The organism is Streptomyces sp. NPDC033136, assembly GCF_055578235.1.
On sequence record NZ_JBVIPD010000001.1, the window covers coordinates 601,944 to 626,712 of the forward strand.

At 71.5% G+C, this 24,769-nt stretch carries 21 protein-coding genes and 2 pseudogenes; 13 read left to right on the top strand and 10 right to left on the bottom strand.

The features are described from left to right. Window positions 1–231: 231 nt before the first annotated feature. Window positions 232–423 (bottom strand): annotated as a pseudogene (locus ACZ5TL_RS02795) (hypothetical protein); the annotation flags it as partial. 647 nt (window positions 424–1,070) lie between these two features. Here ACZ5TL_RS02795 and ACZ5TL_RS02800 point away from each other — a divergent pair. After that, window positions 1,071–1,358, top strand: a pseudogene (locus ACZ5TL_RS02800) (DUF3151 domain-containing protein); the annotation flags it as partial. Window positions 1,359–1,404: 46 nt separating this feature from the next. Here the strand turns inward: ACZ5TL_RS02800 and ACZ5TL_RS02805 are convergent. Beyond that, window positions 1,405–1,824, bottom strand: coding sequence for a DUF3151 domain-containing protein (locus ACZ5TL_RS02805; protein WP_468586907.1), 420 nt, complete (start codon window positions 1,822–1,824; stop codon window positions 1,405–1,407). Between the two features lie 122 nt (window positions 1,825–1,946). On the opposite strand from ACZ5TL_RS02805, the gene ACZ5TL_RS02810 reads away from it, so the two are divergent. From ACZ5TL_RS02810 to kynU, 3 genes are all read left to right on the top strand, one after another. Then, the gene (locus tag ACZ5TL_RS02810; protein ID WP_468586909.1) at window positions 1,947–3,395 is read left to right on the top strand and encodes a recombinase family protein; all 1,449 of its coding nucleotides are present in this window, start codon (window positions 1,947–1,949) and stop codon (window positions 3,393–3,395) included. Between the two features lie 469 nt (window positions 3,396–3,864). Further along, window positions 3,865–4,695, top strand: a complete 831-nt coding sequence (locus ACZ5TL_RS02815) for a tryptophan 2,3-dioxygenase family protein (RefSeq protein ID WP_468586911.1) — start codon at window positions 3,865–3,867, stop codon at window positions 4,693–4,695. Further along, window positions 4,688–5,905: a kynureninase gene (kynU, locus tag ACZ5TL_RS02820; RefSeq protein ID WP_468586913.1), complete on the top strand. Its 1,218-nt coding sequence runs from the start codon at window positions 4,688–4,690 to the stop codon at window positions 5,903–5,905. The genes ACZ5TL_RS02815 and kynU overlap by 8 nt, the downstream gene beginning before the upstream one ends. A 292-nt stretch (window positions 5,906–6,197) precedes the next feature. Here the strand turns inward: kynU and ACZ5TL_RS02825 are convergent, their stop codons facing one another. Genes ACZ5TL_RS02825 through ACZ5TL_RS02845 form a run of 5 tightly spaced genes read right to left on the bottom strand, consistent with a single transcriptional unit; the run spans window position 6,198 to window position 10,815 of the window. After that, window positions 6,198–7,343: a DUF475 domain-containing protein gene (locus ACZ5TL_RS02825; RefSeq protein ID WP_468587092.1), complete on the bottom strand. Its 1,146-nt coding sequence runs from the start codon at window positions 7,341–7,343 to the stop codon at window positions 6,198–6,200. 2 nt (window positions 7,344–7,345) lie between these two features. After that, window positions 7,346–7,741: a universal stress protein gene (locus ACZ5TL_RS02830; RefSeq protein WP_283968120.1), complete on the bottom strand. Its 396-nt coding sequence runs from the start codon at window positions 7,739–7,741 to the stop codon at window positions 7,346–7,348. 17 nt (window positions 7,742–7,758) lie between these two features. Further along, entirely contained in the window at window positions 7,759–9,261 is a 1,503-nt protein-coding gene (locus ACZ5TL_RS02835; protein ID WP_468586915.1) for a tripartite tricarboxylate transporter permease, read from the bottom strand. Window positions 9,262–9,271: 10 nt separating this feature from the next. Then, the gene (locus ACZ5TL_RS02840) at window positions 9,272–9,808 is read right to left on the bottom strand and encodes a tripartite tricarboxylate transporter TctB family protein (protein WP_468586917.1); all 537 of its coding nucleotides are present in this window, start codon (window positions 9,806–9,808) and stop codon (window positions 9,272–9,274) included. After that, window positions 9,805–10,815, bottom strand: coding sequence for a Bug family tripartite tricarboxylate transporter substrate binding protein (locus tag ACZ5TL_RS02845; protein ID WP_468586919.1), 1,011 nt, complete (start codon window positions 10,813–10,815; stop codon window positions 9,805–9,807). The genes ACZ5TL_RS02840 and ACZ5TL_RS02845 overlap by 4 nt, the downstream gene beginning before the upstream one ends. Before the next feature lie 289 nt (window positions 10,816–11,104). Here ACZ5TL_RS02845 and ACZ5TL_RS02850 point away from each other — a divergent pair, with 289 nt between their 5' ends. The 8 genes from ACZ5TL_RS02850 to ACZ5TL_RS02885 all read left to right on the top strand — a co-directional run bounded on the left by ACZ5TL_RS02850 (window position 11,105) and on the right by ACZ5TL_RS02885 (window position 19,779). Beyond that, window positions 11,105–11,971 (top strand): alpha/beta hydrolase, encoded by an 867-nt coding sequence (locus ACZ5TL_RS02850; RefSeq protein ID WP_468586921.1) that lies wholly within the window; start codon window positions 11,105–11,107, stop codon window positions 11,969–11,971. Window positions 11,972–12,424: 453 nt separating this feature from the next. Beyond that, window positions 12,425–13,429 (top strand): alpha/beta hydrolase, encoded by a 1,005-nt coding sequence (locus ACZ5TL_RS02855; protein ID WP_468586923.1) that lies wholly within the window; start codon window positions 12,425–12,427, stop codon window positions 13,427–13,429. Then, window positions 13,422–14,783 (top strand): acyltransferase family protein, encoded by a 1,362-nt coding sequence (locus tag ACZ5TL_RS02860; protein ID WP_468586925.1) that lies wholly within the window; start codon window positions 13,422–13,424, stop codon window positions 14,781–14,783. Before ACZ5TL_RS02855 ends, ACZ5TL_RS02860 begins: the two co-directional genes overlap by 8 nt. Next, entirely contained in the window at window positions 14,776–16,155 is a 1,380-nt protein-coding gene (locus tag ACZ5TL_RS02865; RefSeq protein ID WP_468586927.1) for a sensor histidine kinase, read from the top strand. The genes ACZ5TL_RS02860 and ACZ5TL_RS02865 overlap by 8 nt, the downstream gene beginning before the upstream one ends. After that, window positions 16,152–16,835 carry a response regulator gene (locus tag ACZ5TL_RS02870; protein ID WP_468586929.1) on the top strand — a complete coding sequence of 228 codons (684 nt, stop codon included), beginning with the start codon at window positions 16,152–16,154 and terminating at the stop codon, window positions 16,833–16,835. The genes ACZ5TL_RS02865 and ACZ5TL_RS02870 overlap by 4 nt, the downstream gene beginning before the upstream one ends. Window positions 16,836–16,931: 96 nt before the next feature. Continuing rightward, entirely contained in the window at window positions 16,932–18,272 is a 1,341-nt protein-coding gene (locus tag ACZ5TL_RS02875) for a sensor histidine kinase (RefSeq protein WP_468586931.1), read from the top strand. Then, window positions 18,269–18,934, top strand: a complete 666-nt coding sequence (locus ACZ5TL_RS02880; protein WP_468586933.1) for a response regulator — start codon at window positions 18,269–18,271, stop codon at window positions 18,932–18,934. Before ACZ5TL_RS02875 ends, ACZ5TL_RS02880 begins: the two co-directional genes overlap by 4 nt. A gap of 185 nt (window positions 18,935–19,119) precedes the next feature. Continuing rightward, window positions 19,120–19,779, top strand: a complete 660-nt coding sequence (locus ACZ5TL_RS02885; RefSeq protein WP_468586934.1) for a DUF1326 domain-containing protein — start codon at window positions 19,120–19,122, stop codon at window positions 19,777–19,779. Between the two features lie 67 nt (window positions 19,780–19,846). Here ACZ5TL_RS02885 and ACZ5TL_RS02890 read toward each other — a convergent pair whose 3' ends face one another. Further along, complete coding sequence (locus ACZ5TL_RS02890; protein ID WP_468586936.1) at window positions 19,847–20,683, bottom strand: DUF2182 domain-containing protein; 837 nt, start codon at window positions 20,681–20,683, stop codon at window positions 19,847–19,849. Between the two features lie 333 nt (window positions 20,684–21,016). Between ACZ5TL_RS02890 and ACZ5TL_RS02895 the strand changes: the two genes are divergently transcribed. Further along, window positions 21,017–22,237 (top strand): cytochrome P450, encoded by a 1,221-nt coding sequence (locus tag ACZ5TL_RS02895; RefSeq protein WP_468586938.1) that lies wholly within the window; start codon window positions 21,017–21,019, stop codon window positions 22,235–22,237. Window positions 22,238–22,259: 22 nt separating this feature from the next. Here the strand turns inward: ACZ5TL_RS02895 and ACZ5TL_RS02900 are convergent, their stop codons facing one another. Beyond that, window positions 22,260–23,858 carry an ABC transporter permease gene (locus ACZ5TL_RS02900; protein WP_468586940.1) on the bottom strand — a complete coding sequence of 533 codons (1,599 nt, stop codon included), beginning with the start codon at window positions 23,856–23,858 and terminating at the stop codon, window positions 22,260–22,262. Then, complete coding sequence (locus ACZ5TL_RS02905; protein ID WP_468586942.1) at window positions 23,855–24,751, bottom strand: ABC transporter ATP-binding protein; 897 nt, start codon at window positions 24,749–24,751, stop codon at window positions 23,855–23,857. Before ACZ5TL_RS02905 ends, ACZ5TL_RS02900 begins: the two co-directional genes overlap by 4 nt. Window positions 24,752–24,769: the final 18 nt, after the last annotated feature.

Here is a 24,769-nt window from a genome sequence, read left to right on the forward strand (position 1 = left end):
GGTCAGGACGACCGCGGGAAAGACCCACCAGCGGGGGCGTCGCCACCCGCCGGTGCGCAGTCCGCGAGCCGTCTTCCAGACGCTCACGGCGAGCACCGCCAGGACGAGCAGGGGCGAAGCGCTGGCGGCGAGTGCCGTGAGGGCGTCCACTGACGACCGGGTCCCTTCGTTCAGTCGCGGGCCGCCGCGCGGGCCTTGGCGGCTCTCAGGTACTTCTGGGGGTTCGCCTTGTACGGGCGAGTTGAACACGCAGGCGGCCGAGAACAGCTCGACCCACAGGCCGGAGGAGCCCACGCCGAGGTTCTTGGTCCGCAGGCCGTCCTGGGTGGCGGGGCCGAAGTTGCCGTTGGGCGTGGCGATCCCCAGCTCGTACTGGATGGCGATCATCAGCGCCTTCTGCACGTCACGGGAGTAGATCCCGTCGGCGTCCGCCCGCCTGGCCGCCTCGGTCCGGCCCTCGGCGGCCGAGGAACTGTCCGCGGCGGCCGAGGAACTGTCCGCGGTGGCCGCGCCCGGCTCACGCGTCCTCGACCCACGGCCGCTGCGGCCCGTAGCCCTCACCACCGCGCCGGCCTGACCGGCGGCGCAGAGCCGGCCGAGACATCCCGAAGAGAGCCGCCGGTGAGCATGGGTGCGTCCCGAGGAGACCGGAGGAGAGGGGTGTACCAGATGGCGAAGGCATGGCGTTGTGTGGTGGCGCTGGCGGCGGCGGGCGCGGCGGTGTTCGGTACGGCGGCGGGTACCCAGGCGGCCGAGAGGGCCGAGGAGGCCGAGAGGGCCGAGGCGTTCAGCTTCACGCCCGGGGTGGGGGCCTTCCGGCGCGGAGTGGATCGCGACGTCCGCGCCCGCGGCGGGAAGGCCCGCGCACCCGGCCGCGCAGGCGCATGGTCACCCCGGCCGGCGGTGGCCCGCGGCAGGAGGCAGCGGCCTGGGCGGGGCGGGGCCGTCGTCTGCGGGACCGTGCCGAGGCCCTCCGGCGGGCCGCCGGACGCCGGGCCGGCGGAGCCGCGCCCCGCGCCCCGGGCCGGGGGCCCGGGGGCCCGGGGGCCCGGATGGAGGAGACCTGAGCCCTGTCCATTCACGAGAACCTTCTCGGGGGCCCGCCCCCGACCCACCTCCCCGACGACCCCGGGCCGCGGGAAATGCTCGCCTCGGGTGCCGCGTCCGTCGATGTCGCCGGTGCGCACCCCACCTCCTCGCTCGCCTGGGCGCAGCTCGCCGACGAGGCGTACGAGCGGGGCTCGATCGTCGAGTCGTACACGTACGCCCGTACGGGCTACCACCGCGGCCTGGACGCGCTGCGTCGCAGCGGCTGGAAGGGCCACGGCCCGGTCCCGTTTTTTTGCACTCCGTGCCGCCGTCGCTGCCTGAGTGACGGCGGCACAGACGTCTCAACTGCGGTGACTACCGCTGCAGTTCGGCGTACGCCTCGGCGCTGCTGTCCTTGAGGAACTGCCAGCAACGCTCCGTTTCTTCCTTCTCGTCGATCGCGCCGGCAGCACGGGCGAGGGCCGCGAGGCAGCGCAGGAACCCGCGATTGGCCCGGTGGTCCCAAGGGATGGGGCCGTGCCCCTTCCACCCGGCCCGGCGCAGCGAGTCCAGACCGCGGTGATAGCCGGTCCGCGCGTAGGCGTACGACTCCACGACCCGCCCCGCCTCGAAGGCGTCGTCAGCGAGCATGGCCCAGGCGAGCGAGAACGTAGGGTGCTTCGCCGCGACCTCGGCCGGGGGCCGGGACTCCTCGCCCAGTAGGCGGTATGCCTCTTCGTTCTCCGGCAGGTACGTCGGGTCCGGGCCACCGAGCAGGTTCTTGTGCGTCGTCATGCAAGCAGTCTGCCACTTGTGGATGAGCCTCCGGGACGCCTCTGCGGATTATCGGCCGTGGACCGGATGGATATGAGAAGGGCGCTTGATGTACCTGATCGCGATATGCGACGATCCAGCGCATGGCGGCACGACGGGGGTCCTCCGGGGCAATTCAGGTGGGCATCTACACCCGGATCAGCAAGGACGACGAGGCCGAGGGGCTGGGCGTCGCACGGCAGGAGGAGGACTGCCGACTGCACTGTGCTGCCCGGGGGTGGGAGGTGGCCAAGGTCTACGAGGACAACGACCTCTCCGCGTACAAGCGCAAGACGGTACGGCCCGAGTTCCGGCAGATGCTGGAAGACCTCAAGGCCGGGCGGATCGATGGGGTCGTCGCCTGGGACATCGACCGCTTCACGCGTCAGCCGCGTGAACTGGAGGCATGGATCGACGAGTACGAGGATGCCGAGCGCCGGAAGCGCCACCTCGTCTTCGACTCCGTATCGGCCTCGGACATCGACCTGTCCACGGAGAACGGTCGGTTCATCGCGCGGATCAAGGTCACCATCGCCAACAAGTCCTCGGCGGACACGTCGAAGCGGACGAAGCGCAAGCACCTGGAACTGGCGGCGAAGGGCAAGCTCCCTGGTGGTCGGGCGCCGTACGGATGGAACCGCGAGGATCGCAGGACGCTGGTGCCGGAAGAGGCCGAGAACCTTCGCAAGGCAGTGAAGGACTTCCTGGGTGGTATCCGTTGGGCGTCCATCGCGCGTGAATGGCGGGACAAGGGGATCAGGTCGCACAGCGGAGGCTTCTTCGACGACTCCAAGATCAAGCGGATGCTGATGAATCCGCGGATCTGTGGCTACCGGATGCACCAGGGGGAGCTGTTCCTGGACGAGAGTGGTGCTCCCGTCGTCGGTGACTGGGAGCCGATCATCGCCCCTGACGACTGGTACCTGCTGACGGAGAAGGTCAAGCGGGAGTCGGAGGGACGTGTCCCACGGGACAACGCCACCAAGTACCTGCTCTCCGGCATCGCTCGGTGCGGGCGGTGCGGTACGAAGATGCGGGCCTTCCCGTCGTACCGGAAGTCGAAGACGTCGTCGCAGTTCAAGTACGCGTGCCCCGGTAGGAACGACGGTGGATGCGGGGGAGTGGCCCGGGCCGGCGAGCCGGTCGACCGTCTTATCAGGAACGCCGTGTTCCTCAGCTCGGACAAGGCGCTGGCGAACGTCCGTGAGCGCGCGCCGGAGTGGACCAAGGAGGAGCAACTGGCTTCCCTGGAACGGGATATGGCCGATTTCAAGCAGGCGTGGCAGGAGAAGCGCATGTCGGCCGCTCGCTACATCGCGCTCACCGAGGATCTGGAGCGGCAGATCGCGGAACTGCACCGGGAGCGAGCCCTGCACCGGGCCGAGGCCGCGACCTTCGCGGCCGGCCCCATCGACATACGGGGCCGGTGGGAGAACCTGGCGATCGAACAGCAGCGCGCCGCGGTCCTCAAGGTCTTTCGCGCGGTCATCATCAAGCCCGCGTCCAACGGGCCGATCTTCGATCCGGCGGATATCGAGCCGGTGCTGCGGTGACACGAGGGCGCCGGATCCCCGTTGTGGCTGGGGACCCGGCGCCGTTCGTTCATGGCCGGTCTCTGCCGAAGATGCTCGCCGCCGAAGACGCCCTCCTACGAGACGACGGCCCCCGGCCAGGTCCCGGACGGCTTCCAGGCTCGAAGAACAGACACCGAGCCAGGCACCACGATGTCGGCAAGACAGTCAAACGCGCCGAGTCGATCAAGGAACACCAAGCCCGCCCACGTTAAACGCCAAGCTGAGGGGGAGCCTGGAAACCTCCTCGACTCGCTGGCGCCCTCGAATCGCCTCCGTCATGGACAGCGGCGCTTGGCGCGGCGGTCCGTGTGCGTGAGGCCCGTCCGCCGAGCGGGCGGGCCTTGCGGTTTCGGGAGACGATTGCGGAGGATGCCGGTGGGGACCGGGGCCCCCGTGCCGGCATCGGCAGGGGCGGACCGCTACCCGGAGTAATCTGCAGGAGACAGCGATGTCCCACGAGGCTCACGAGCCCGAGACCCCGCATCTCGACTTCCAGGGCACGACGCCGTACGAGGACTACGTCAAGGCGGACGTGCTCACCCACCTCCAGCACACCCTCTCCGACGACCCCGGAGAGATGGTCTTCCTGGTGACGACCCAGGTGATGGAGCTGTGGTTCACCGTCATCGTCCACGAGTGGGAGACGGCGGCCCGCGCGCTGAGGGGCGACGACATCCCGGCCGCCACCGCCGCGCTCAAGAGGTCCGTACGGGAACTGGAGGCGCTCAACGCCTCCTGGAAGCCCCTGGCCCAGCTCACGCCGGCCCAGTTCAACTCGTACCGGAGCGCCCTCGGCGAGGGCTCCGGCTTCCAGTCGGCGATGTACCGGCGGATGGAGTTCCTGCTCGGTGACAAGTCCGCGTCCATGCTCGTCCCGCACCGGGGCGCGCCGCGCGTGCACGCCGAGCTGGAGAAGGCGCTGCACGAGCCGAGCCTGTACGACGAGGTCGTGCGGCTGCTCGCGCGGCGCGGGTACGCCATCCCCGAGGCCGTGCTGCGGCGCGACGTCTCGCAGCGCTACGAGCCGTCGCCGGAGGTGGAGGCGGCCTGGACGGCCGTCTACTCGGGTGACGAGCAGCACGAGATCGCCCGGCTGGGTGAGGCGCTGAGCGATGTCGCCGAGCTGGTGTGGCGCTGGCGCAACGACCACCTGGTCGCCACCCGCCGCGCCATGGGCGCCAAGACCGGCACCGGCGGTTCCGCCGGGGTGGCCTGGCTGGAGAAGCGCGCGCAGAAGAACGTGTTCCCCGAGCTGTGGACGGCGCGGTCCTATGTCTGAGCTGACCGTGCGCGCGGAGAAGCTGGACGCCGCGGACGAACTGGCCGGCCTGCGTGCCGGGTTCGTCCTGAACGACGTGGTCTACCTCGACGGCAACTCGCTCGGCGCGCTGCCGGCGGTCGTCCCCGGGCGGGTGGAGGACGTCGTCCGCTGCCAGTGGGGCGAGCTGCGCATCCGCTCCTGGGAGGAGAGCGGCTGGTGGACGGCGCCCGAGCGGATCGGTGACCGCATCGCCCCGCTGGTCGGGGCGGCACCCGGGCAGATCGTGGTGGGCGACTCGACGAGTGTCAACGTTTTCAAGGCGGTTGTCGGGGCTGTGCGGCTCGCGCAGCTGCGTGATCCCGAGCGGGACGAGATCGTCGTCGACGCCACGACCTTCCCGACCGACGGGTACATCGCCGAGTCCGCCGCCCGGATGACCGGCTGCGCGCTGCGGCCCGTGGCACCGGCGGACGTGCCGGGCGCGCTCGGCGACCGTACCGCCGCCGTCCTCCTCAACCACGTCGACTACCGCACCGGCCGGCTGCACGACCTGCCGGCGCTCACGGACGCCGTGCACGGGGCGGGCGCGTACGTCGTCTGGGACCTGTGCCACAGCGCGGGCGCGCTCCCGGTGGGGCTGGACGAGCACGGCGTGGACCTCGCGGTCGGCTGCACGTACAAGTACCTGAACGGCGGGCCGGGTTCACCGGCATACCTGTACGTGCGCCGGGAACTGCAGGACCGCTTCGACTCGCCCCTGCCCGGCTGGAACTCCCACGCCGAGCCGTTCGGGATGCGGAGCGGGTACGAACCGGCCCCCGGTGCCCTGCGCGGCCGGGTCGGTACGCCGGACATCCTCTCCATGCTCGCCCTGGAGGCGGCTCTGGAAGTGTGGGAGGGGGTGCGGATCGAGGCGGTGCGGACCAAGTCGCTCGCGCTGACGGACTTCTTCCTGGACTGTGTGGCCGAGTATGTGCCCGAGTATGTGCCCGAGTACGTGCCCGAGGGCCGGGTCGAGTGCCTGACGCCGGTGCCGCACGCGGAGCGGGGCAGCCAGATCGCCCTGCGCTGTGACGGGGCCGGTGACGTGATGAAACGGCTCATCGAGCGGAGTGTGGTCGGCGACTTCCGGGCGCCGGACGTGCTGCGCTTCGGCTTCACGCCGCTGTACGTGGGCTTCGCCGACGTGGAGCGGGCGGCGCGGGTGCTGGCGGAGACGCTGGCGTGAGTGACACGTGACGCACGGCGAACGTGCCCCTGCCACCGCGGGGGCCGTTCGTTCGTTCCGGAGTCCTTGTCCCCGCCGGGCGGCCTCCCTCGAGGAACCGGCGAGCCCGGTGACCGGGCTGATCGGCGCGGGCGAGCCCGGTGACCGGGCTGGTCGGCCGTGCCGGAACCGGGTTCGCGGTGCCGGGAAACTCCCTCCTGCTGCCGGGAGCCGGTTCAGCGGCCAACGGCACGTGGGAACGCGCCCGCGCGGTCCGGCGGTCGCGTTCCCACGGTGCGTGAGGACGTCCCGGTCACGCCCTGGACGGCACCTCGGCCTTCTCGTCCGGCTCGGCCTCGCCCGCCTCGGAGGTGGCGAGCGCCTTGTTGCGGCGGACGGAGGCGAGGAAGGACGCGGCGATCAGGACGACGCCGATCAGGCCGGTGATGATCTCGCTGATCTGGTGCTGGATGGTGATCAGCAGGATCGTGGCGAGGGCACCGATGGCGTAGTGGGCGCCGTGCTCCAGGTAGACGTAGTCGTCGAGGGTGCCCTGGCGGACCAGGTAGACGGTGAGGGAGCGGACGTACATCGCGCCGATGCCGAGGCCCAGCGCCATCCAGAAGATGTGGTTGGTGATGGCGAAGGCGCCGATCACACCGTCGAAGGAGAACGACGCGTCCAGGACCTCCAGGTACAGGAAGAGGAAGAACGCGGCCTTGCCGGCGAGGGCGACCGCCGAGACCGGCCGGCCTTCGGTCCTGGCCTTCTCCTGCGCCTCGTGCTCCTGCTCCTCCTCGTCTTCGAGCCTGCTCTCGAAGTAGCCGGAGAGGCCGCCGACCACGAGGTAGGTGATGAGACCGGCGACGCCGGAGAGCAGCACGGTGGCGGACTTGTCCGCGTGGCCGGTGCTGACGTGGGCGTGGGTGGCGAAGGTCATCGCCGTGGCGAGCAGGACGATGAGCGCGACACAGACCGACAGCATGTCGATCTTGCCGAGCCGGGCCAGCGGGCGCTCCAGCCAGGCGAGCCACTTGATGTCGCGGTCCTCGAAGATGAAGTCCAGGAAGATCATCAGCAGGAACATGCCGCCGAACGCCGCGATCGCCGGGTGGGCGTCGGTGACCAGGTCCTCGTAGCGCCCGGGTTCGTCGAGGGCGAGCTGGACCGCCTCGACGGGGCCGACCTCGGCGCTGACGGCGACGATCAGGACCGGGAAGACCAGCCGCATGCCGAACACCGCGATCAGGATGCCGATGGTGAGGAAGAACCTCTGCCAGAAGGCGTTCATCTTCTTCAGGATCCCGGCGTTGACGACCGCGTTGTCGAAGGACAGCGAGATCTCCAGGATGGAGAGGATCAGGACGATCCCGAAGGCCTCCCAGCCCCACTGCCACGCGGCGAAGGCGAGGCCGCCCGCCGTGACGGCGAACGACCAGCCGAAGGTACGCAGCACCACCGTCATCCCTCCGCCTTCACGGCCAGGACCGGGCAGCCCACGCCCAGGAGGATCTGCTGGGCCGCCGAACCCATGATCAGCTTGCCGACCGCGCTGCGGCGCCGGAGCCCGATCACGACCAGGGACGCGTCCGTCTGCTCCGCCAGGTCGATGATCTCCTCGGCGGCGTCACGGGCGCCGAGGACCTGGCGGATGTCGAAGTCGACGCCCAGGGCCGCGAGATCCTCGCGTACGTGGGTCAGGTCGGGCTCGTGGGCGAAGCGCGGGTCCACATACGCGTCACCCCGGGTGGTGTTCACCACCAGCAGCTTCTCGTCGCGCCGACGGGCCTCGTCGATCGCCGCGCGCAGAGCCGCCTGGCCCTCGGGCGAGGGGACGTAGCCGACCAGGATGGTCATCTCGATCTCCAGATGTCTCAGGCGGCGCTTCGCGCGCGCAGGGGACGTACGACGAACCGGCCGATCAGCGGCCACGCCAGGACCAGCGCGATCACCGCGTAGACGGTGTACGACACCGGGCCGCCCAGCAGGCCCGACAGCTCACCGCCGGAGAGCTGCAGGGAGCGCCGGCCCTGCAGTTCCGCGCGGGGGCCCAGGATCACGCCGACGATCAGCGGCAGGACCGGCAGCCCGAAGCGGCGCATGCAGAAGCCGAGAAGGCCCAGGGTGAGGAGGAGGAACAGGTCCAGGGGCTGGGCGTTGACGGCGTAGGCACCCATCGAGGCGAAGAACAGGATGCCCGCGTAGAGGTACGGGCGCGGGATCTGCAGCAGCTTCGCCCAGGCCGGGGCCAGCGGGAGGTTCAGCAGCAGGAGCAGCAGGTTGCCGATGAACAGGCTCGCGATCAGGACCCACACCAGGCTCGCCTCCCGTTCGAAGAGGAGGGGGCCGGGCTGGATCCCGTACGACTGGAAGGCCGCCAGCATGACCGCCGCCGTGGCGTTCGTGGGCAGGCCGATCGCCAGCATCGGGACCAGCGTGCCCGCCGCCGACGCGTTGTTCGCCGCCTCCGGACCCGCCACGCCCTCGATGGCGCCCTTGCCGAACTCCTCGGGGTGCTTGGTCAGCCGCTTCTCCGTGGCGTACGACAGGAAGGTCGGGATCTCGGCGCCACCGGCCGGCAGCGCGCCGAACGGGAAGCCGAACGCCGTGCCGCGCAGCCAGGGCTTCCAGGAGCGCCGCCAGTCCTTCTTGCCCATCCACGGGCGCCCGACCGGGATCACCTCGGCCGGCTTGCGCCGCAGATGCGCGGCCACCCATAGCGCCTCGCCGACGGCGAAGATGCCGACCGCCACCACGACGACGTCGATGCCGTCGGCCAGCTGCGGGACGCCCAGGGTCAGGCGCTGCTGGCCGGACACCGAGTCGATGCCGACCAGGCCGATCGTCAGGCCCAGCGCCAGGGAGACGAAGCCTCTGATGCGGGAGGACCCCAGCACGGACGTCACCGCGATGAACGCCAGCAGCATCAGCGCGAAGTAGTCGGGCGCGCCCAGGCTGACCGCGAAGTCCACCACGAACGGTGTGACCAGGACCAGCAGCAGGGTGCCGATCGTGCCCGCCACGAAGGAGCCGATCGCCGCCGTGGCGAGGGCCTGGGCCGCCCGGCCCGCCTTCGCCATCCTGTTGCCCTCGATCGCGGTGACCACGGACGAGGACTCGCCGGGGGTGTTCAGCAGGATCGACGTCGTCGAACCGCCGTACATGCCGCCGTAGAAGATGCCGGCGAACATGATGAACGCCTGCACCGGCTCCATGCCGTACGTCACCGGCAGCAGCAGGGCCACCGTCATCGCCGGGCCGATGCCCGGCAGGACGCCCACCGCGGTGCCGATGAGGACGCCGGTCAGGGCGAGCAGCAGGTTCATCGGGGCCATGACGTCCGCGAAGCCCTGCATGAGGTTGTTCAGATTGTCCATCGCCCAGGCCTCACAGGATTCCTTGCAGGACACCGGCGGGGAGGTTCACGCCGAGGCCGATCGCGAACGCGTAGAACGTCGTCAGGGACAGCGTCACCGCGATCAGGAGGTTGCGGATGTAGTGACGGTTACCGAGGGCGAACGCCGTGCCCCAGAACAGCAGGGCGCCGCTGATCACCCAGCCGAGCCGCTCGATGAGCAGCGCGTTCGCCAGGAACACGCCGATCAGCAGCAGCACGGTGCGCCAGTCGCTCCCCTGGGACAGGTCGACGTCCTCACCGGCCTCCGGCTCACCGCGGCCGCCCCGGGCCACGTCGACGGCGTACAGCACCGCGAGCAGGATGAGCAGGCCGCCCAGAATCAGGGGCACCGCGCGCGGCCCGACCGGGTCGATGCCGCTGGTGACGTGCGGGATGCCGAAGGCGTCCACGATCACGGCGGCGCCCAGCAGGGCGAGGAACGCGCACACGCCGTACTGTGCGCGGTCCCCGCCCTCCCGGGACGGACGGGAGTCCTCCACGGTCCGTTCCTTCGCCTGGGGACTCATGCCAGCCCGAGCTCTGCCAGCAGGTCGGCGACCGCCTTGTCCTGCTCGGTCAGGTAGTTGCCGAACTCGTCACCGGTCTGGAACGCGTCGACCCAGCCGTTCTTCTTCAGCTGCGTCTTCCACTCGTCGGAGTCGTGCATCGTGGTCAGCGCGTCGACCCAGGTCTGCTTCTGCTCGTCGGTGATGCCCGGAGGGGCGACGATTCCACGCCAGTTGGTGAAGACCAGGTCGATGCCGGAGTCCTTGAGGGTGGGCGCGTCCTTCAGCGCGTCGACCGGCTTCTCGCTGCTGACCGCGAGCACCCGCACCTGGCCCGCCTCGACCTGGTCGAGGAACTCGCCGAAGCCGCTCGCCCCGAAGGCGATCTTGTTGCCGAGCAGGGCGGGAAGCAGCTCGCCGCCGCCGTCGTACGAGACGTAGTTGACGTCGGCCGGCTTGATGCCGACCGCCTTGGCCAGCTGCATCGGGAGCAGGTGGTCGGGGCCGCCCGGCGAGGAGCCGCCGCCCACCGCGAGCTTCTTGGGGTTCTTCTTCCAGGCGGTGACGAGGTCGTCGATCGTCTTGTACGGGGAGTCCTTCGGCACGACGATCGCGCCGGCCTCCTCGATCAGCCTGGCGAGCGGTGTGGTGTCGGTGAGCGTCACCTTGGACTTCTGGGTGTACGAGGCTCCGACGACGCCGAGGCCCATCTGCATGGCCATCTTGCCGTTGCCCTTGTCGTTCACCAGGCGCTGCAGGCCGACCGTGCCGCTGGCGCCGGGCAGGTTGAACACCTGGACACCGGAGGCGGCCTTGGTGTCCTGCATCACCTGGGAGACGGTGCGGGCGGTGAGGTCGTACCCGCTGCCCGGGGTGTTGGGGACCATGAAGCGGAGGCCGGTCACGGGCTTCGAGCCCCCGCCTCCGCTCCCGGACTCCTCTTTGTCGGCGGTGGCGCCACAGGCGCTGACCGCGATCATGGATGCGGCAGCAAGAGCTCCGACAAGTGCGGCTCGTCGTGTTCTCATGGCTCATCTCTTTCGCTTGGGCCGATCCGGAGCCATGAGTGTGCGATTCCTGAGATATCCTGTCTCGGTTGTGTGATCATTGAAGATTGAGTTCATTGTGGTCACGACGTCACGGGGTCACGGTGTCACGACGTCACGCGGCTGTCGTTCGTTCCGCCCTCCGCCTGGGGTAACCCAGCGTGACATCCCCGTGTCCGCGCATGTCGCGCGCCCTGGTACCGTCCCGGCCAATGGCCGGCCCCTCCCCGCCTGGTCCGCCACAGACGTTTGAGCGCTGAGAGGTTGGAGCATGACGGACGACGTCGCAGCAGCACGGGCCGCCGCCGAGGAGAAGTCGGTCTTCTCCCACGCGCCCGTCGCCCCCGACGCCACCGCCGCCTACGGCGACCACCCCGACCAGGTGATCGACTTCTATGCCCCGCGCGGGCAGGGCGGCCCGGGCGGGCCCGCCCCGGTCGTCCTCGTGCTGCACGGCGGTGCCTGGCGGGCCCCGTACGACCGGCGTCACATCAGCCCGTTCGCGGACTTCCTCGCCCGTCGCGGGTTCGCCGTGGCCAGCGCCGAGTACCGGCGCGGTGGTGACGACGACTCCGTCGCGGGCCGCTGGCCCGACACCTTCGACGACGTCGCCGCCGCGCTGGACGCCCTCCCGGGCCTGGTACGGGAGTTGCTGCCGGGGGCCGACCCGCGCCGTACGGTCCTCACCGGTCACTCGGCGGGCGGGCATCTCGCGCTGTGGGGGGCGGCCCGGCACGTCCTGCCGGCCGGTTCGCCCTGGCGCGGCGACAACGCGGCGGCCCTGCGCGGTGTGGTCGCCCTCGCCCCGATCGTGGACCTCGCGATCGCCGACAAGCTGGACGTGTGCGGCGGGGCCGTACGGCAACTCCTTGGCGGCGACGAGCACTTCGCCGAGCGGCAGCCGTACGCGGACCCGGCGCTGCTGCTGCCCACGGGTGTCGCCACGACCCTCGTCCAGGGCCGCACGGACCTCGACGTGCCGCAGGCGGTCGCGGAGTCGTACGCGGAGGCGGCGGCCAAGGCCGGGGAGATGGTGGGGGTGACGCTCCTGGAGGACGTGGGGCACTTCCCGCTCATCGACCCGGCGGCGGACGCGTGCGCGGTGGTGGTGGAGGAGATCGCCCAACTGGCCTGGTGAGGGGCCGTGGTGGCAGTGGCAGTGGCAGTGGCGGTGTTGGCTGCGGTGGCCGTGTCGGCCGTGTCGGCCGTGTCGGCCGTGTCGGCCGTGTCGGCCGTGTCGGCCGTGTCGGTGGTGTGGGTGGTGCCGGGGGTGTGGGCGGTGCCGACGGTGTCGGCGTGCGGTGTGGGTCGGCGTCGTGGCGTACCCGGTGTAGCTGGGGGAGCGGTTGCGGTCGTAGCTGGGGAGCGTTCGCGGGGCATGCCCGTGGGGCGTTCGCGGGGCGGTACCTGTAGGCCCCTTGCCGAGGGCGTTCGCGGGGCGTACTCGTAGGGCGGTTGCCAGTCGTAACCGTAGGGCCGCCCCCGGTCGTACCCGTAGTACCTGAGAGCTAGGCCGCAGGTGAGTCCTGCGGCGGGACGCGGACGACGAGGGCGGCTCCGTAATTTTCCTTCCACACGGACCCGATGGCGGGTGCGGTGGAGGGGGACGACCGTGGGGTTCGCATCGAGATACCGCCGTCGCGTCGGGCGGTGGCGCCGGGCCGCGCTCGCCGCCCTCGTCACGGGTGCGGTGGTTGTCCCTCTTTCCGGGGCGGTGCGACCCGAGATTCCCGCACCGACACCCGCCTCCCTCGCTCCTCTCAGCGCCTCGACGCTCGACGAGGCGTACGCGGCCAACCGTGCCAACGCCGCCGAGGCGGCCCGTATGGCGGCCGCTCACCATGACCGGGGCCGTGCCGCGAGAGACCGCTCCCTGACCGGCCCGGCCCGGCACCTCCTCGCGTTCGACGGCCGCGGCTCAGGCCGGGTGACGGAGGTCCTGGGCGACCTCGCCCGCGCCGACCGCATCGCCGTCCTGGTCCCCGGCTCCGACACGAGCCTCGACACCTACGGCCGGTTCCACGCGGCCGCCGCCGCCCTCTACGGGCAGCTCGTCCGGCAGGCCCCCGCAGGCACGCGCACGGCGGTCGTGGCCTGGCTGGGCTACGAGACGCCGGGCACGGTCAGCGCGACGGTCACGACGACCGGCCGGGCGGAGCAGGCGGCCCCACGGCTGCGGGCCCTGGTGGCCGGCCTGCGTTCCATAACCGGCGGCGGACCGCGTATTTCGCTGCTGTGCCATTCGTACGGCTCGGTCGTCTGCGGCCGGGCCGCCGCCGGGCTCGCCGTCAACGACATCGCGCTGGTCGGCAGCCCCGGCACCGGCGCGGCCTCCGCCACCGGCCTGCGCACCCGCGCCCGCGTCTGGGCGGCCCGGGGCGGCGAGGACTGGGTGGAGAACATCCCGCACATCAGCGCATCCCTGTTCGGCACCACCGTCGGCTTCGGAACCGACCCCGTCTCCCCGGCTTTCGGCGCCCGGGTCTTCGCGGCAGGCGACGGCGGTCACAGCGACTACTTCAGGCCCGGCTCGACCTCCCTGACCAACCTGACCCGGATCGTCCTGGGCGAGACCAAGGCGGTGACTCATGACTGACATCGGCGTACGCGGACGTGAGGTGAGGGGAGGTGAGGCGATCGGCGGTGAGGTGAGCGGCAGGGAGCTGAGCGGCAGTGGCCCGGGCGGCGCCGGCCCGCGTGACGTCGGCCCGCGTGACGTCGGCCCTCGTGTTGCCGGCCTTCGCGGCATCGGCCTGCGCGGACTCCGCCCAGGCCTGCGCCATGGTGCCGACCGCATAGGCTCTGCCACCCCGCCCGGCCGCGACCGGGCCGTGGACGCTCTGCGTGCCGCCGCCGTCCTTGGTGTCGTCCTCGGGCACTGGCTGGTCACGGCACTCGTCGCCGACAGCGGCACGCTGCGCACGGCCAGCCCTCTCCAGCACATGCCCTGGCTGACGCCCGTCTCGTGGCTGTTCCAGACACTCGCGGTGTTCTTCCTGGTCGGTGGTCATGTGGCGACGCGCAGCCATGCCTCGGCCCGGGCCCGGGGCGTCCCGTACCACCGCTGGCTGGCGGCCCGGCTGTCCCGGCTGTTCCTACCGGTCGCCGCCGTCCTCGGCCTGTGGAAGGTCGCCGCGCTCGCGCTGCTGCTGTCGGGCGCGGAGTTCATGACGGTGCGGACGCTCGTGAAACTGGCCCTGTCCCCGCTGTGGTTCCTCGTGGTGTTCGCGGCCCTGACGACGGCAACCCCGCTGCTGACCCGGCTGAACCCGCTCTGGCCGCTGGCCGTCGTCCTGCACGTGGACCTGCTGCGCTTCGGCCTCGGCGGCCCCTCCTGGCTGGGCTGGGTGAACGTGGGGGCTGGCTGGCTGGTGCCCTACACGCTGGGCGCGGCCTGGACCCGGGGCGAGCTGGAGCACCGCCGCGCCGGCTGGGTGCTGCTGGCCGGCGGTGCGGCGGCGACCGCGGGGCTCGTCGCGTGGGCGGGCTATCCGGCGTCGATGGTCGGCGTCCCGGGGGAGGGCATGTCCAACCTGGACCCGCCGACGCTGGCCGTCGTCACCTTCGGGCTGGCCCAGTGCGGTCTCGCCCTGCTGCTGCGCGAGCGGCTGCGGCACGCGATGCGTCGGCCCGTGGCGTGGGCGGCGGTGGCCCTCGTCAACGTCTCCGCGATGACCGTCTTCCTGTGGCACCAGACGGCCCTGATGGCCACGACTGCCACCGGCCTCCTCGTGGGCCGGCTCCCCGGTCTGCACACGGTGCCCGACGGTCTCGGCTGGGTCGGGGCCCGGCTCCTGTGGCTGCCTGTGTTCGCCCTGGCCCTCGCCGTCTGCGGGGCCGCCTTCCGTTCCGTCGAGCAGAGCGGTGCCGACCGGGGCCGCCGGTCGCGGGTGGTGCGGGCGCACCGTGCGCCCGGCCGGGGGACAGCGTCGAAGGCGCGCCATGTCTAGGCTGGGCCGCGTGACGGACACGGGGGTGGGCCGCGCGCTGCGAGCGCGGGTCAGGGGCTGGCTGCGGGTGCTGCGCCAGGACCTGTGGACGGCCCGCGCGGACCCGCTGCCGCCCTCCACCTGGCTGCGCTGGCTGCCGCACGGGCTGGTGTGCCTGGCCGCGTTCGGCGTCACCTTCGGTGCGGTGGGGCAGCTCGTCGGCAACGGCGGGGTGGGTCCGCAGATCGCCTTCCCGCTCGGGCTGGCGCAGGGCGGTGCCATGCTGCTCGCGCTGTGGCGGCCCGTCCCGGCGTGGTGGCTGTCGACGGCGGCCATGGTGCTGGGCGCCCTCGAGGTGCGCCGCCAGCTGCTGGCCGGTGGCGCCCCCGACTTCACCTGGCCCTGGACGTCGGCGGGGATCATCGGACACATGGCGGTGCTGCTGCTGCTCGCCCTGCGGGTGCGGACCCGGGTGTCCGTCGAGGCGCTCGCGCTGACCGTGCTCCCCACCTACGTCGTCCAGGGGCTGCTGGGCGCGGGCGGCTATTCGCCCACCGGGGTGCTCGCGGTCACCCTGTTCGCCGTCGTCGTGGTCCTCGGCACCGCCCTGCGCGGCCGTCGCGAGGCCCGGGCGCAACTCGTCGAGCAGACCACGCTCACCGCCGAGGAGCGCACCCGGCGCACCCTGCTGGAGGAGCGCAGCCGCATCGCCCGGGAGCTGCACGACGTGGTGGCCCACCACATGTCGGTCATCTCCATCCAGGCGCAGGTCGCTCCGCACCTGGTCGAGAACCCGCCCGACGAGCTCAGGGAGAACCTCGCGGGCATCCGGCAGAACGCGCTGGAGGCGCTGACCGAGCTGCGCCGGGTGCTGGGCGTACTGCGCTCGGAGCCCCCCGGCCCCGGGGGGCCGTCCGCCGGGCCGGGCGGCGACGCCGTTCCGCACGCCCCGCAGCCCGCCCTCGACCGGCTGGACGCCCTGGTGGAGAACACCCGGGCCGTCGGCCGCGAGGTCCTCACCGAGATCAACGGCGAGCGGCGCCCGCTGCCGCCCGGCGTGGAACTGTCGGCGTACCGGATCGTGCAGGAGGCGCTGAGCAACGCCCTGCGGCACGCGCCCGGCGCGAGGATCACGGTCCGTCTCACCTACGAGCCGGACGGCCTGGAGGTGGAGGTCGTCAACGGCCGTCCGACCGGGCCGGCGCCGCCGTCCACGGGGGCGGGGCACGGACTGCTCGGCATGCGGGAGCGGGTCGCGATGCTCGGTGGCACCATGACGGCGCACCCGTGGCACTGGGACGGCTTCAAGGTCACCGCGTTCCTTCCCGACATCCCGCCCGCCGACGCCCCGGGCACCGACTCCATCACGGCCCCCAGGAAAGGGATCTCATGACGAGCGGCACCGGCAACCCCATCCGGGTTCTCATCGTCGACGACCAGGCGATGGTCCGGCAGGGCTTCACCGTGCTGCTCGGCACCCAGCCCGACATAGAGGTCGTAGGCGACGCGAAGGACGGAGAGGGCGGTGTCGCGAAGGCCGCCGAGACCGCCCCGGACGTCGTCCTCATGGACATCCGCATGCCCGGGATCGGCGGCATCGAGGCCACCGAGCGCATCACCAGCGCGAACCCGGACATCAGGGTGCTGGTGCTCACCACCTTCGATCTCGATGAGTACGTGTACGACGCGCTGCGCGCGGGGGCCTCCGGGTTCCTGCTGAAGGACGCGTCGTCGGAGCAGCTCGCCGAGGCGGTCCGGGTGATCGCGGCCGGCGACGCGCTGCTCGCGCCGGTCATCACCCGCAAGCTGATCGCCGAGTTCTCCCGGCTCGACGGCAAGCCCCGCGCCCCGCTCAAGGAACGCATCGGCGACCTGACCGAGCGGGAGACGGAGGTGCTCGCCCTGATCGCGCAGGGCCTGTCGAACGCGGAGATCTCCAAGCACCTCTTCGTCGCCGAGCAGACGGTGAAGACCCACGTGGGCCGGATCCTGGTGAAGCTGGGCCTGAGGGACCGGACACAGGCGGCGGTGTTCGCGTACGAGTCGGGGCTGGTCCGGCCGTCGGGGTACTGAGGCCCCCGGTGGCCCCCGTAGTACCTGAGAGGGACCCCTGGTGACCCCTCTCACTGGGGACGACCGCGATCCGGCGGTGCGCATACCGTTCTGTACGTGACCGAGACGACTCACCTGCAGATCCCGCCGCCGGAGGACCGGGCCAAGCCGCGCAGCCCGGAGTACCGGGTGGCCGTGGACTCCCTGCGAGGCCTGCGGCAGGACCTCTTCCACGACGCCTTCGCCTACCGGCCGCTGCCCCGCAGGAGCATGGACGGGCGGTTCGTCCGGCGGCTGCCCGGCCGCCTGCGGAAGTACGCGACCTGGACGCCGCACGCCCTGATCCTGGTGGCCGCCCTGTTCACCCTGCTGCTCGCCGGTGCCGACACCGACGGCGAGATACTGCTGGTGGTGCCGCTGACCGTGCTCCCGGTTCTGGTGACCATGATCCGGCCGGTGGGGGCGTTCTGGCTGTCCATGGCCGCCACCCCGATCACCTGGGTGGTCGGCGGCAGCTGGGGCGACTGGCCGTGGCAGGACGGCAGCTTCGCCTGCCATCTGACGGTGCTGACAGTCGTGGCGATACGCACCAGGCCGCGCACGGCGGGGTGGATGTGGGCGCTGACCGCGCTGTACGCCCTCGTCGCGGATGTCGGCATCGGCCTGACCAACGCGTACGGCACCAACTCCGCACCCATGTTGATCTTTTCGGCGGTGATCCTGCTCTGCGTCACCGTCTGGCACGTCCGCCGCGACGCCGTGCAGGAGGTCACCGCCCAGCAGACGGTCACCGCCCACGAGCGCTCCCGCCGCACCCTGCTGGAGGAGCGCACGACGATCGCCCGGGAGCTGCACGACGTGGTCGCCCACCACATGTCGGTGGTCGCCATCCAGGCCGAGGCCGCGCCCTACCGGGTGGAGAACCCGCCGCCGGAGCTGGAGAAGGCCTTCGCCACCATCCGGGAGAACGCGGTGGCGGCCCTGACCGAACTGCGCCGCGTCCTGGGCGTCGTCCGCGCCGAGGACTACGAGGCCCCGGACGCCCCGCAGCCGACGCTCGCCGACCTGGAAGGGCTGCTGGCCAACGTGCGGGAGGCCGGACTGAGTGTCGAGAAGGTGGTGATCGGCGCGGTGCGCGAGCTGCCGCAGGGCGTGGAGCTGTCGGCGTACCGGATCGTGCAGGAGGCCCTGAGCAACGTCCTGCGGCACGCGCCGGGCGCGACCGCCCGGGTGGAGATCGGGTACGTTCTCGGCGGCCTGGGCCTGCGCATAGTCAACGGCCCGCCGCCGAACCCAGGCCTGATCAAGCCCTCGCCGGGCGCCGGGCACGGCATCACCGGCATGCGGGAACGCGTGGCGATGCTGAACGGCGAGATGACGGCGGACCGGACGGACGACGGAGGATACGAGGTGGCGGTGTTCCTGCCGGTCGCCCTGCCGGACGGGGACGACGCATGACCATTCGCGTGTTGATCGCGGACGACCAGATGATGGTGCGCGAGGGTTTCTCGGTCCTGCTGAACGCGATGCCGGACATCGAGGTCGTCGGTGAGGCGGTGAACGGCCGGGAAGCCGTCGCGAAGGTCCGCGAGCTCGCCCCGGACGTCGTGCTCATGGACATCCGCATGCCCGAGCTGAACGGCATCGAGGCGACCCGCGAGATCGTCGCCGCCGACGGTGCGGCGAAGGTGCTGGTGCTCACCACCTTCGACCTCGACGAGTACGTGTACCAGGCGCTGCGCGCGGGCGCCTCCGGTTTCCTCCTCAAGGACGCATCGGCCCGCCAGCTCGCCGACGGGGTGCGGGTCGTGGCCACCGGTGAGGCCCTCCTGGCCCCCTCGGTGACCAAGCGCCTGATCACGGAGTTCTCCAAGCTGTCCGAGACCCCGCGCCTCATGCCCTCCGCGAAGGCGGCGTACGGCGATCTCACCGACCGGGAGACGGAGGTGCTGGTCCTCATCGCGCAGGGCCTGTCGAACGGGGAGATCGCCGGGCGGCTGGTGGTCGCCGAGTCGACGATCAAGACGCACGTCAGCCGGATCCTGGTGAAACTGGGCCTGCGCGACCGCACCCAGGCGGCGGTGTTCGCGTATGAGGCACGGCTGGTGACGCCGGGGTGAACGCCCAGGGAGGGCGGCGAGGCAGGAAGACGGAGAACGTCTTGGCGTGATCGGGGTTGCGTGACCAGTCGGCCTCACCAGCACCACCAGTCACACATGCCTGGTACCACCTCGCCCGCGGAACGGACGAGGAGCAAGCTGGGACAAAGGAGTTATTCACTGCGAACCGGGCGGGAGGAAGCGAGATGACAGAGCAACCCACCACCGGTCATCCGCCGTGGCATCTGGCAGGCGACTGGTTCGATGTGTGCAAGTGCGCGATCCCCTGCCCCTGTACGTTCGCGCAGGCCCCGACCTACGGCGACTGCGAGGGCGTGCTCTCCTGGCACATAAGAGAGGGCAACTTCGGCGACGTGCGGCTCGACGGCCTCAACGTACTGATGCTCGGCTCCTTCGTGGGCAACGTCTGGGCCCGCGAGCACACGGACGCCTACGCCGCTGTTTTCTTCGACGAACGCGCCGACGAACAGCAGCGCGCCGCCCTCCAGACGATCTTCGGCGGCGAGGCGGGAGGATGGCCCGCGGAGTTCGGCGAGATGTTCGGCCCCGAGATGAGGGGCATGGACTTCGCCCCCATCCGCATCGAGGTCGACGAGGACATGTCCGCCTGGCGGGCGGAGATCCCCGGAAAGGTGATGGCAACCGCCGAAGCGCTGACCGGCCCGACCACCCCGGAAGGCGCACGGGTGCAAGTGCACAACGCCCCCGGCGCCGAGGTGGGACCCGGCCAGATCGCCACCTGGGGCCGGGCCACCACTGACCGGGCCGACGCCTTCGGCTTCACCTGGGACCGGTCGGGAAAGTCGAGCAAGCACTTCCCCTTTGACTGGACCGGCCCCACCTGACCGGCTGTTCCTCATCAGGGGCTGGTGCCGTTCTGTGTGTCCGTCGGACTCACGATGACCAGGTGGGTCACATGCCGTCCACCGGGGGCATCGAGTCCTGCAGCCCCGGCAGCAGCCAGTCCTGGAACGGTGCGAGCACGGCCAGGACGAGGAACGCCAAGCCCACGACCCGGGTGAGCAGCGGGCCCCAGGACCACAGCTTCTCCACGAAGATCACCAGGGCCAGTCCGGCCATGGCCGCCACGTTCATCACACCGAGCGGGATCAGGACCACCATCAGCCCAGCGCAGCAGCCGACGCAGTAGGCGCCGTGATGGGCACCCACCCGCAGGTCGCGCGCGGGTGCCCGGAAGCCGGCGTAATGCATCAGGTGGCTCATGGGATCGCGGCAGTGCCGCAGGCACACGGACTTCAGCGGGCCGAGCTGATAAAGACCCGCCAGCAGGAACACGGTGAAGCCGATCCAGCGCCCCGCGGTCGGGTGATCCGCCACCAGATCGCCGGTGAAGGCCAGGCCCGCATAGGCGAGCGCACCGAAGGCGGTCCACACCATCAGGTACCCGCCGAGGAACTCGGCGGTGCGAGCGGCCCGGGTCCAGCCGGAGGACCGACGGCCGATCCCCCGCACCCACGTGATGGCCACCGGCGCCATCGACGGCAGCATCATGGCCGCCATCATCGCCACCCACAGCAGCAGGAACAGGGGGAGCGCCATCCCCATGCTGCCGGGCCCGACCCCCATGTCACGGGCCTGGCCGATCGTGAGCACCCACGCAGGCACCGCGATCAGGACGACGAGGAACCAGGCGGCTGCGAGATCCCTCTTCGGCAGCAACCCTCCGCCGGTTCCGGTCGGCGCGGGCGTCCGCGTGGGGACGAGGACGGAGTTCCGAGTGAAGCGCATCGGCACGCCCTCCTACGCGATACATCAAGCAGACCACCCCTGAACCCACGGCGCGACCTTGACCGAACTCACACTCAGTGAGGGACCGCCCGTGCCGGGAGGGCGGCACGGCGACGCGACTACGGCGTTCCGCGCGACCAGCCCCGTACGCGGCCGTCGGCTCGCACCACACATACGTGCCCCGATGGCCGCTTGTGGCCACGCGGCGCCAGCCCCAGAGGTCACTCCTACGGCACCCTCTCCGTCCCCACCGGATCCTGCACTCTGTTCATCGAGGCGCTCAAAGCGCAGCACCCCTGGTCAGAGCCCGGTCCGACGGGCTAGCGTCCGTCCATGGCAGCTGCTTCCGACCTCGCGTTCGACCCGTGGGACCCGGCGTTCCTCGCCGACCCCTGCCCCGCCTACGCCGAGCTGCGTGCCCGGGGCCGCGTGCACTACTTCGAGCCCACGGACCAGTGGCTCGTCCCGCACCACGCGGACGTCTCGGCGCTGCTGCGCGACCGGCGCCTCGGCCGGACGTACCAGCACCGGTTCACGCACGAGGAGTTCGGCCGTACCGCGCCCCCGCCGGAGCAGGAGCCGTTCCACACGCTCAACGACCACGGGATGCTCGACCTGGAGCCGCCGGACCACACCCGGATCCGCCGCCTGGTGTCGAAGGCGTTCACCCCGCGCACGGTGGAGCGCCTGAAGCCCTACGTGCGGGGCCTGGCGGACGAGCTCGCGTCCGCCTTGGCCGAGGCGGGCGGCGGCGACCTGCTGAAGGACGTCGCCGAGCCCCTCCCGGTCGCGGTGATCGCCGAGATGCTCGGCATCCCGGAGTCCGACCGGGCCCCGCTGCGCCCCTGGTCGGCGGACATCTGCGGGATGTACGAGCTGAACCCGTCCGAGGAGACGGCGGCGAAGGCGGTCCGGGCGTCGGTCGAGTTCTCCGACTACCTGCGCGAGCTGATCGCGGCCCGCCGCAAGGAGCCGGGCGAGGACCTCATCTCGGGTCTCATCGAGGCGCACGACGAGGGCGACCGCCTCACCGAGCAGGAGATGATCTCCACCTGCGTCCTCCTCCTCAACGCCGGCCACGAGGCCACGGTGAACTCCACGGTCAACGGCTGGTACGCCCTGTTCCGCAACCCGTCCCAGCTGGAGCTGCTGCGCGCGGACCACACGCTCATCCCCTCAGCGGTCGAGGAGCTGATGCGCTACGACACCCCGCTCCAGCTCTTCGAGCGCTGGGTCCTGGACGAGATCGAGATCGCCGGTACGACGATCCCCCGCGGCGCGGAGATCGCCCTGCTCTTCGGCTCCGCCAACCACGACCCGGCGGTGTTCGACACCCCGTCCGCCCTGGACCTGACCCGCACCGACAACCCCCACATCTCCTTCAGCGCCGGCATCCACTACTGCATCGGCGCACCCCTGGCCCGCATCGAACTGGCGGCGTCGATGGGGGCGCTGCTGGAGAGGGCGCCGACGCTGCGACTGGCCACCGAGCCGGCCCGCAAGCCGAACTTCGTGATCAGGGGGCTGGAGGGGCTGGCCGTCGAGGTGGGGTGATCGACGCGGGCGGATCGACTGATCACGTCGTCATGTCCCGCCTCCGCAACCCCGCCAGCCCCGCAGCCACCAAGGCCGGCGCCAGCCCGGTCAGCACCACGACCGGCCCCCACTCCATGGATCCTCCCGGCAGCTTCGGCAGATGCCCGAACGGCGAGAGGTCCAGCACCGCCTGCGGTACATCCAGCGCGGGGCCGACCCAGCCGATCAGCAGGACCGCCCCTGCCACGGCCCAGGCCGCCGCGGCTCCCCGGGGCAGTACGCCGTGCAGCAGCACCGCCAGCCCGCCGATCACCCACACCGCCGGCAACTGCACCAGGCACGCTCCCAGGATCGGGCCGGTCTCCTTGCCGTAACCGGCGGCCAGGCCGAGGCCGGCCAGGAGCATGAGGAGCGCCGAACCGCCGAAGGCGATCACCAGGTGCCCGGCGGCCCAGCGCAGGCGGCTCACCGCGTTCGCCAGGACCGGTTCCGCCCGGCCGGAGTTCTCCTCGCCGTGCAGGCGGAGCACCGACGCCACGATGTACAGCGCCGCGACCAGGCCCAGCATCCCGGCCATCGACGCCAGGAACGCGTCCGTGAGGCCGGCCTGGCCGCCCATGCGCTCGATGATCCGCCGGGCGTTCTCGTTGTCGCCGACCAGGCCGGCCGCGCCCTCGGCCATGCCGCCGTAGACGACCCCGGCGAGGAGATAGCCGATGCTCCAGCCCAGCACGCTGCCCCGCTGCAACCGCCAGGCCAGCGCGCCCGCGCTGCCAAGGCGCCCGGTCGCCGGGCCCGGCCGGGTGGGCAGGAAGCTCATGCCCAGGTCCCGGCGGCCGGTCAGCCCGTACCCCGCTGCGCCCTGGAGGAGGACCGCCCCGGCGAGCAGCGCCAGCACCCACCAGCGTTCGTCCGCATACGGCCGCAGGTTCTCCAGCCAGCCCAGCGGCGACACCCACGTCAGCACCGATGAACCGTCGCCAGTCGCCGAGTCGCCCGCCGCGCGCAGCACGAACGCGGCGCCCAGCACCGCCGCCGTCAGGCCGCGGGCCAGCCGCGCGCTCTCCGTCAACTGCGCGACGATCGCCGCCATCGTGGCGAAGACCATGCCGACTCCGGCGATGCCGAGTCCGAGAGCCAGTGCTCCGGTCGTGCCCTGTCCGGCCAGACCGGCCGTCAGCAGCAGCGCCAGTACCCCGTTCGCGACCGCTGCCGCCAGCAGTGCCGCCGTGAGGGAGGCCCGGCGGCCCACCATGCCGGACGCCACCAGCTCCTGACGACCGCTCTCCTCCTCGTCCCGGGTGTGCCGTACGACGACCAGCAGGCTCATCACGGCCGCCAGGGCACCGGCGTAGACGCCGGCCCGCCAGGCCGTCAGCGCGCCCAGCGAGTCGCCGAAGACCGGGCCGACCATCGCGCGCAGCGAGGCGTTGGTCTCCACCTGCCGGATCAGGTCGGCGCGTTCGGCGGGAGTGCCGTAGAGGCCCTCCAGGGTGTTCGGCATGGAGAGGACCATCAGGGCGTTCACCGCGATCCACACGGGGATCACCAGCCGGTCGCGGCGCAGGGTGAAGCGCAGCAGCGTCCCTGTGCCGGCCAGTTGGCGCGCGCTGCCGGGACGCACCGCGAGGGCCGTCATCGGGTGGCCGCCTCGTCCTGGTAGTGGCGCAGGAACAGTTCCTCCAGTGTCGGCGGCGTCGACGTCAGCGACCGTACGCCCGACTCGCTCAGGGACCGCAGGACGGCGTCCAGCCCGTCGGTGTCGACCTGGAGCCGGACCCGGTGCCCCTGCATGTCGAGGTCGTGGACGCCGGGCAGGTCCGCCAGCCCGTTGGGCGGGCCCGCGAGTTCGGCGACGACACTGGTGCGGGTCAGGTGGCGCAGGTCGGCGAGCGAACCGGTCTCGACCGTGCGGCCCTTGCGGATGATGCTCACCCGGTCGCACAGCTCCTCGACCTCGCTCAGGATGTGGGAGGAGAGCAGGATCGTGCGGCCCCGGTCGCGCTCCTGAGCCACACAGCGCTGGAAGACCTCCTCCATCAGCGGGTCCAGGCCCGAGGTCGGCTCGTCCAGGATCAGCAGGTCGACGTCCGAGGCGAACGCGGCGACCAGGGCGACCTTCTGCCGGTTGCCCTTGGAGTAGGTGCGGCCCTTCTTGGTGGGGTCGAGTTCGAACCGCTCGACCAGTTCCGCGCGGCGCCGCGGGTCGAGCCCCCCGCGCAGCCTGCCGTACAGGTCGATGACCTCGCCGCCGGAGAGGTTGCGCCACAGCGTCACGTCCCCGGGGACGTAGGCGATTCGGCGGTGCGCCTCCACGGCGTCCGACCACGGGTCGCGGCCGAGGACCTGTGCGGCGCCCGCGTCGGCGCGCAACAGGCCGAGCAGGACCCGGATGGTGGTGGACTTGCCCGAGCCGTTGGGGCCGAGGAAGCCGTGGACCTCGCCGGAGGCGACCTCCAGGTCGAGCCCGTCCAGCGCGTGGGTCCGCCCGAAGGACTTGTGCAGTCCGGAGACGGTGATGGCCTTCGTCATGCTCCAGAACGTACGCTT

Excerpts from the sequence above, each read along its gene's own strand:
- ACZ5TL_RS02805 (WP_468586907.1), bottom strand. The coding sequence starts at position 1,824 with ATGACGACGCACAAGAACCTGCTCGGTGGCCCGGACCCGACGTACCTG.
- ACZ5TL_RS02845 (WP_468586919.1), bottom strand. The coding sequence starts at position 10,815 with ATGAGAACACGACGAGCCGCACTTGTCGGAGCTCTTGCTGCCGCATCC.
- ACZ5TL_RS02850 (WP_468586921.1), top strand. The coding sequence starts at position 11,105 with ATGACGGACGACGTCGCAGCAGCACGGGCCGCCGCCGAGGAGAAGTCG.
- ACZ5TL_RS02905 (WP_468586942.1), bottom strand. The coding sequence starts at position 24,751 with ATGACGAAGGCCATCACCGTCTCCGGACTGCACAAGTCCTTCGGGCGG.
- ACZ5TL_RS02840 (WP_468586917.1), bottom strand. The coding sequence starts at position 9,808 with ATGAGTCCCCAGGCGAAGGAACGGACCGTGGAGGACTCCCGTCCGTCC.
- ACZ5TL_RS02830 (WP_283968120.1), bottom strand. The coding sequence starts at position 7,741 with ATGACCATCCTGGTCGGCTACGTCCCCTCGCCCGAGGGCCAGGCGGCT.
- ACZ5TL_RS02870 (WP_468586929.1), top strand. The coding sequence starts at position 16,152 with ATGACGAGCGGCACCGGCAACCCCATCCGGGTTCTCATCGTCGACGAC.
- ACZ5TL_RS02865 (WP_468586927.1), top strand. The coding sequence starts at position 14,776 with ATGTCTAGGCTGGGCCGCGTGACGGACACGGGGGTGGGCCGCGCGCTG.
- ACZ5TL_RS02860 (WP_468586925.1), top strand. The coding sequence starts at position 13,422 with ATGACTGACATCGGCGTACGCGGACGTGAGGTGAGGGGAGGTGAGGCG.
- kynU (WP_468586913.1), top strand. The coding sequence starts at position 4,688 with ATGTCTGAGCTGACCGTGCGCGCGGAGAAGCTGGACGCCGCGGACGAA.
- ACZ5TL_RS02815 (WP_468586911.1), top strand. The coding sequence starts at position 3,865 with ATGTCCCACGAGGCTCACGAGCCCGAGACCCCGCATCTCGACTTCCAG.
- ACZ5TL_RS02880 (WP_468586933.1), top strand. The coding sequence starts at position 18,269 with ATGACCATTCGCGTGTTGATCGCGGACGACCAGATGATGGTGCGCGAG.
- ACZ5TL_RS02895 (WP_468586938.1), top strand. The coding sequence starts at position 21,017 with ATGGCAGCTGCTTCCGACCTCGCGTTCGACCCGTGGGACCCGGCGTTC.
- ACZ5TL_RS02810 (WP_468586909.1), top strand. The coding sequence starts at position 1,947 with ATGGCGGCACGACGGGGGTCCTCCGGGGCAATTCAGGTGGGCATCTAC.
- ACZ5TL_RS02900 (WP_468586940.1), bottom strand. The coding sequence starts at position 23,858 with ATGACGGCCCTCGCGGTGCGTCCCGGCAGCGCGCGCCAACTGGCCGGC.
- ACZ5TL_RS02885 (WP_468586934.1), top strand. The coding sequence starts at position 19,120 with ATGACAGAGCAACCCACCACCGGTCATCCGCCGTGGCATCTGGCAGGC.
- ACZ5TL_RS02890 (WP_468586936.1), bottom strand. The coding sequence starts at position 20,683 with ATGCGCTTCACTCGGAACTCCGTCCTCGTCCCCACGCGGACGCCCGCG.
- ACZ5TL_RS02835 (WP_468586915.1), bottom strand. The coding sequence starts at position 9,261 with ATGGACAATCTGAACAACCTCATGCAGGGCTTCGCGGACGTCATGGCC.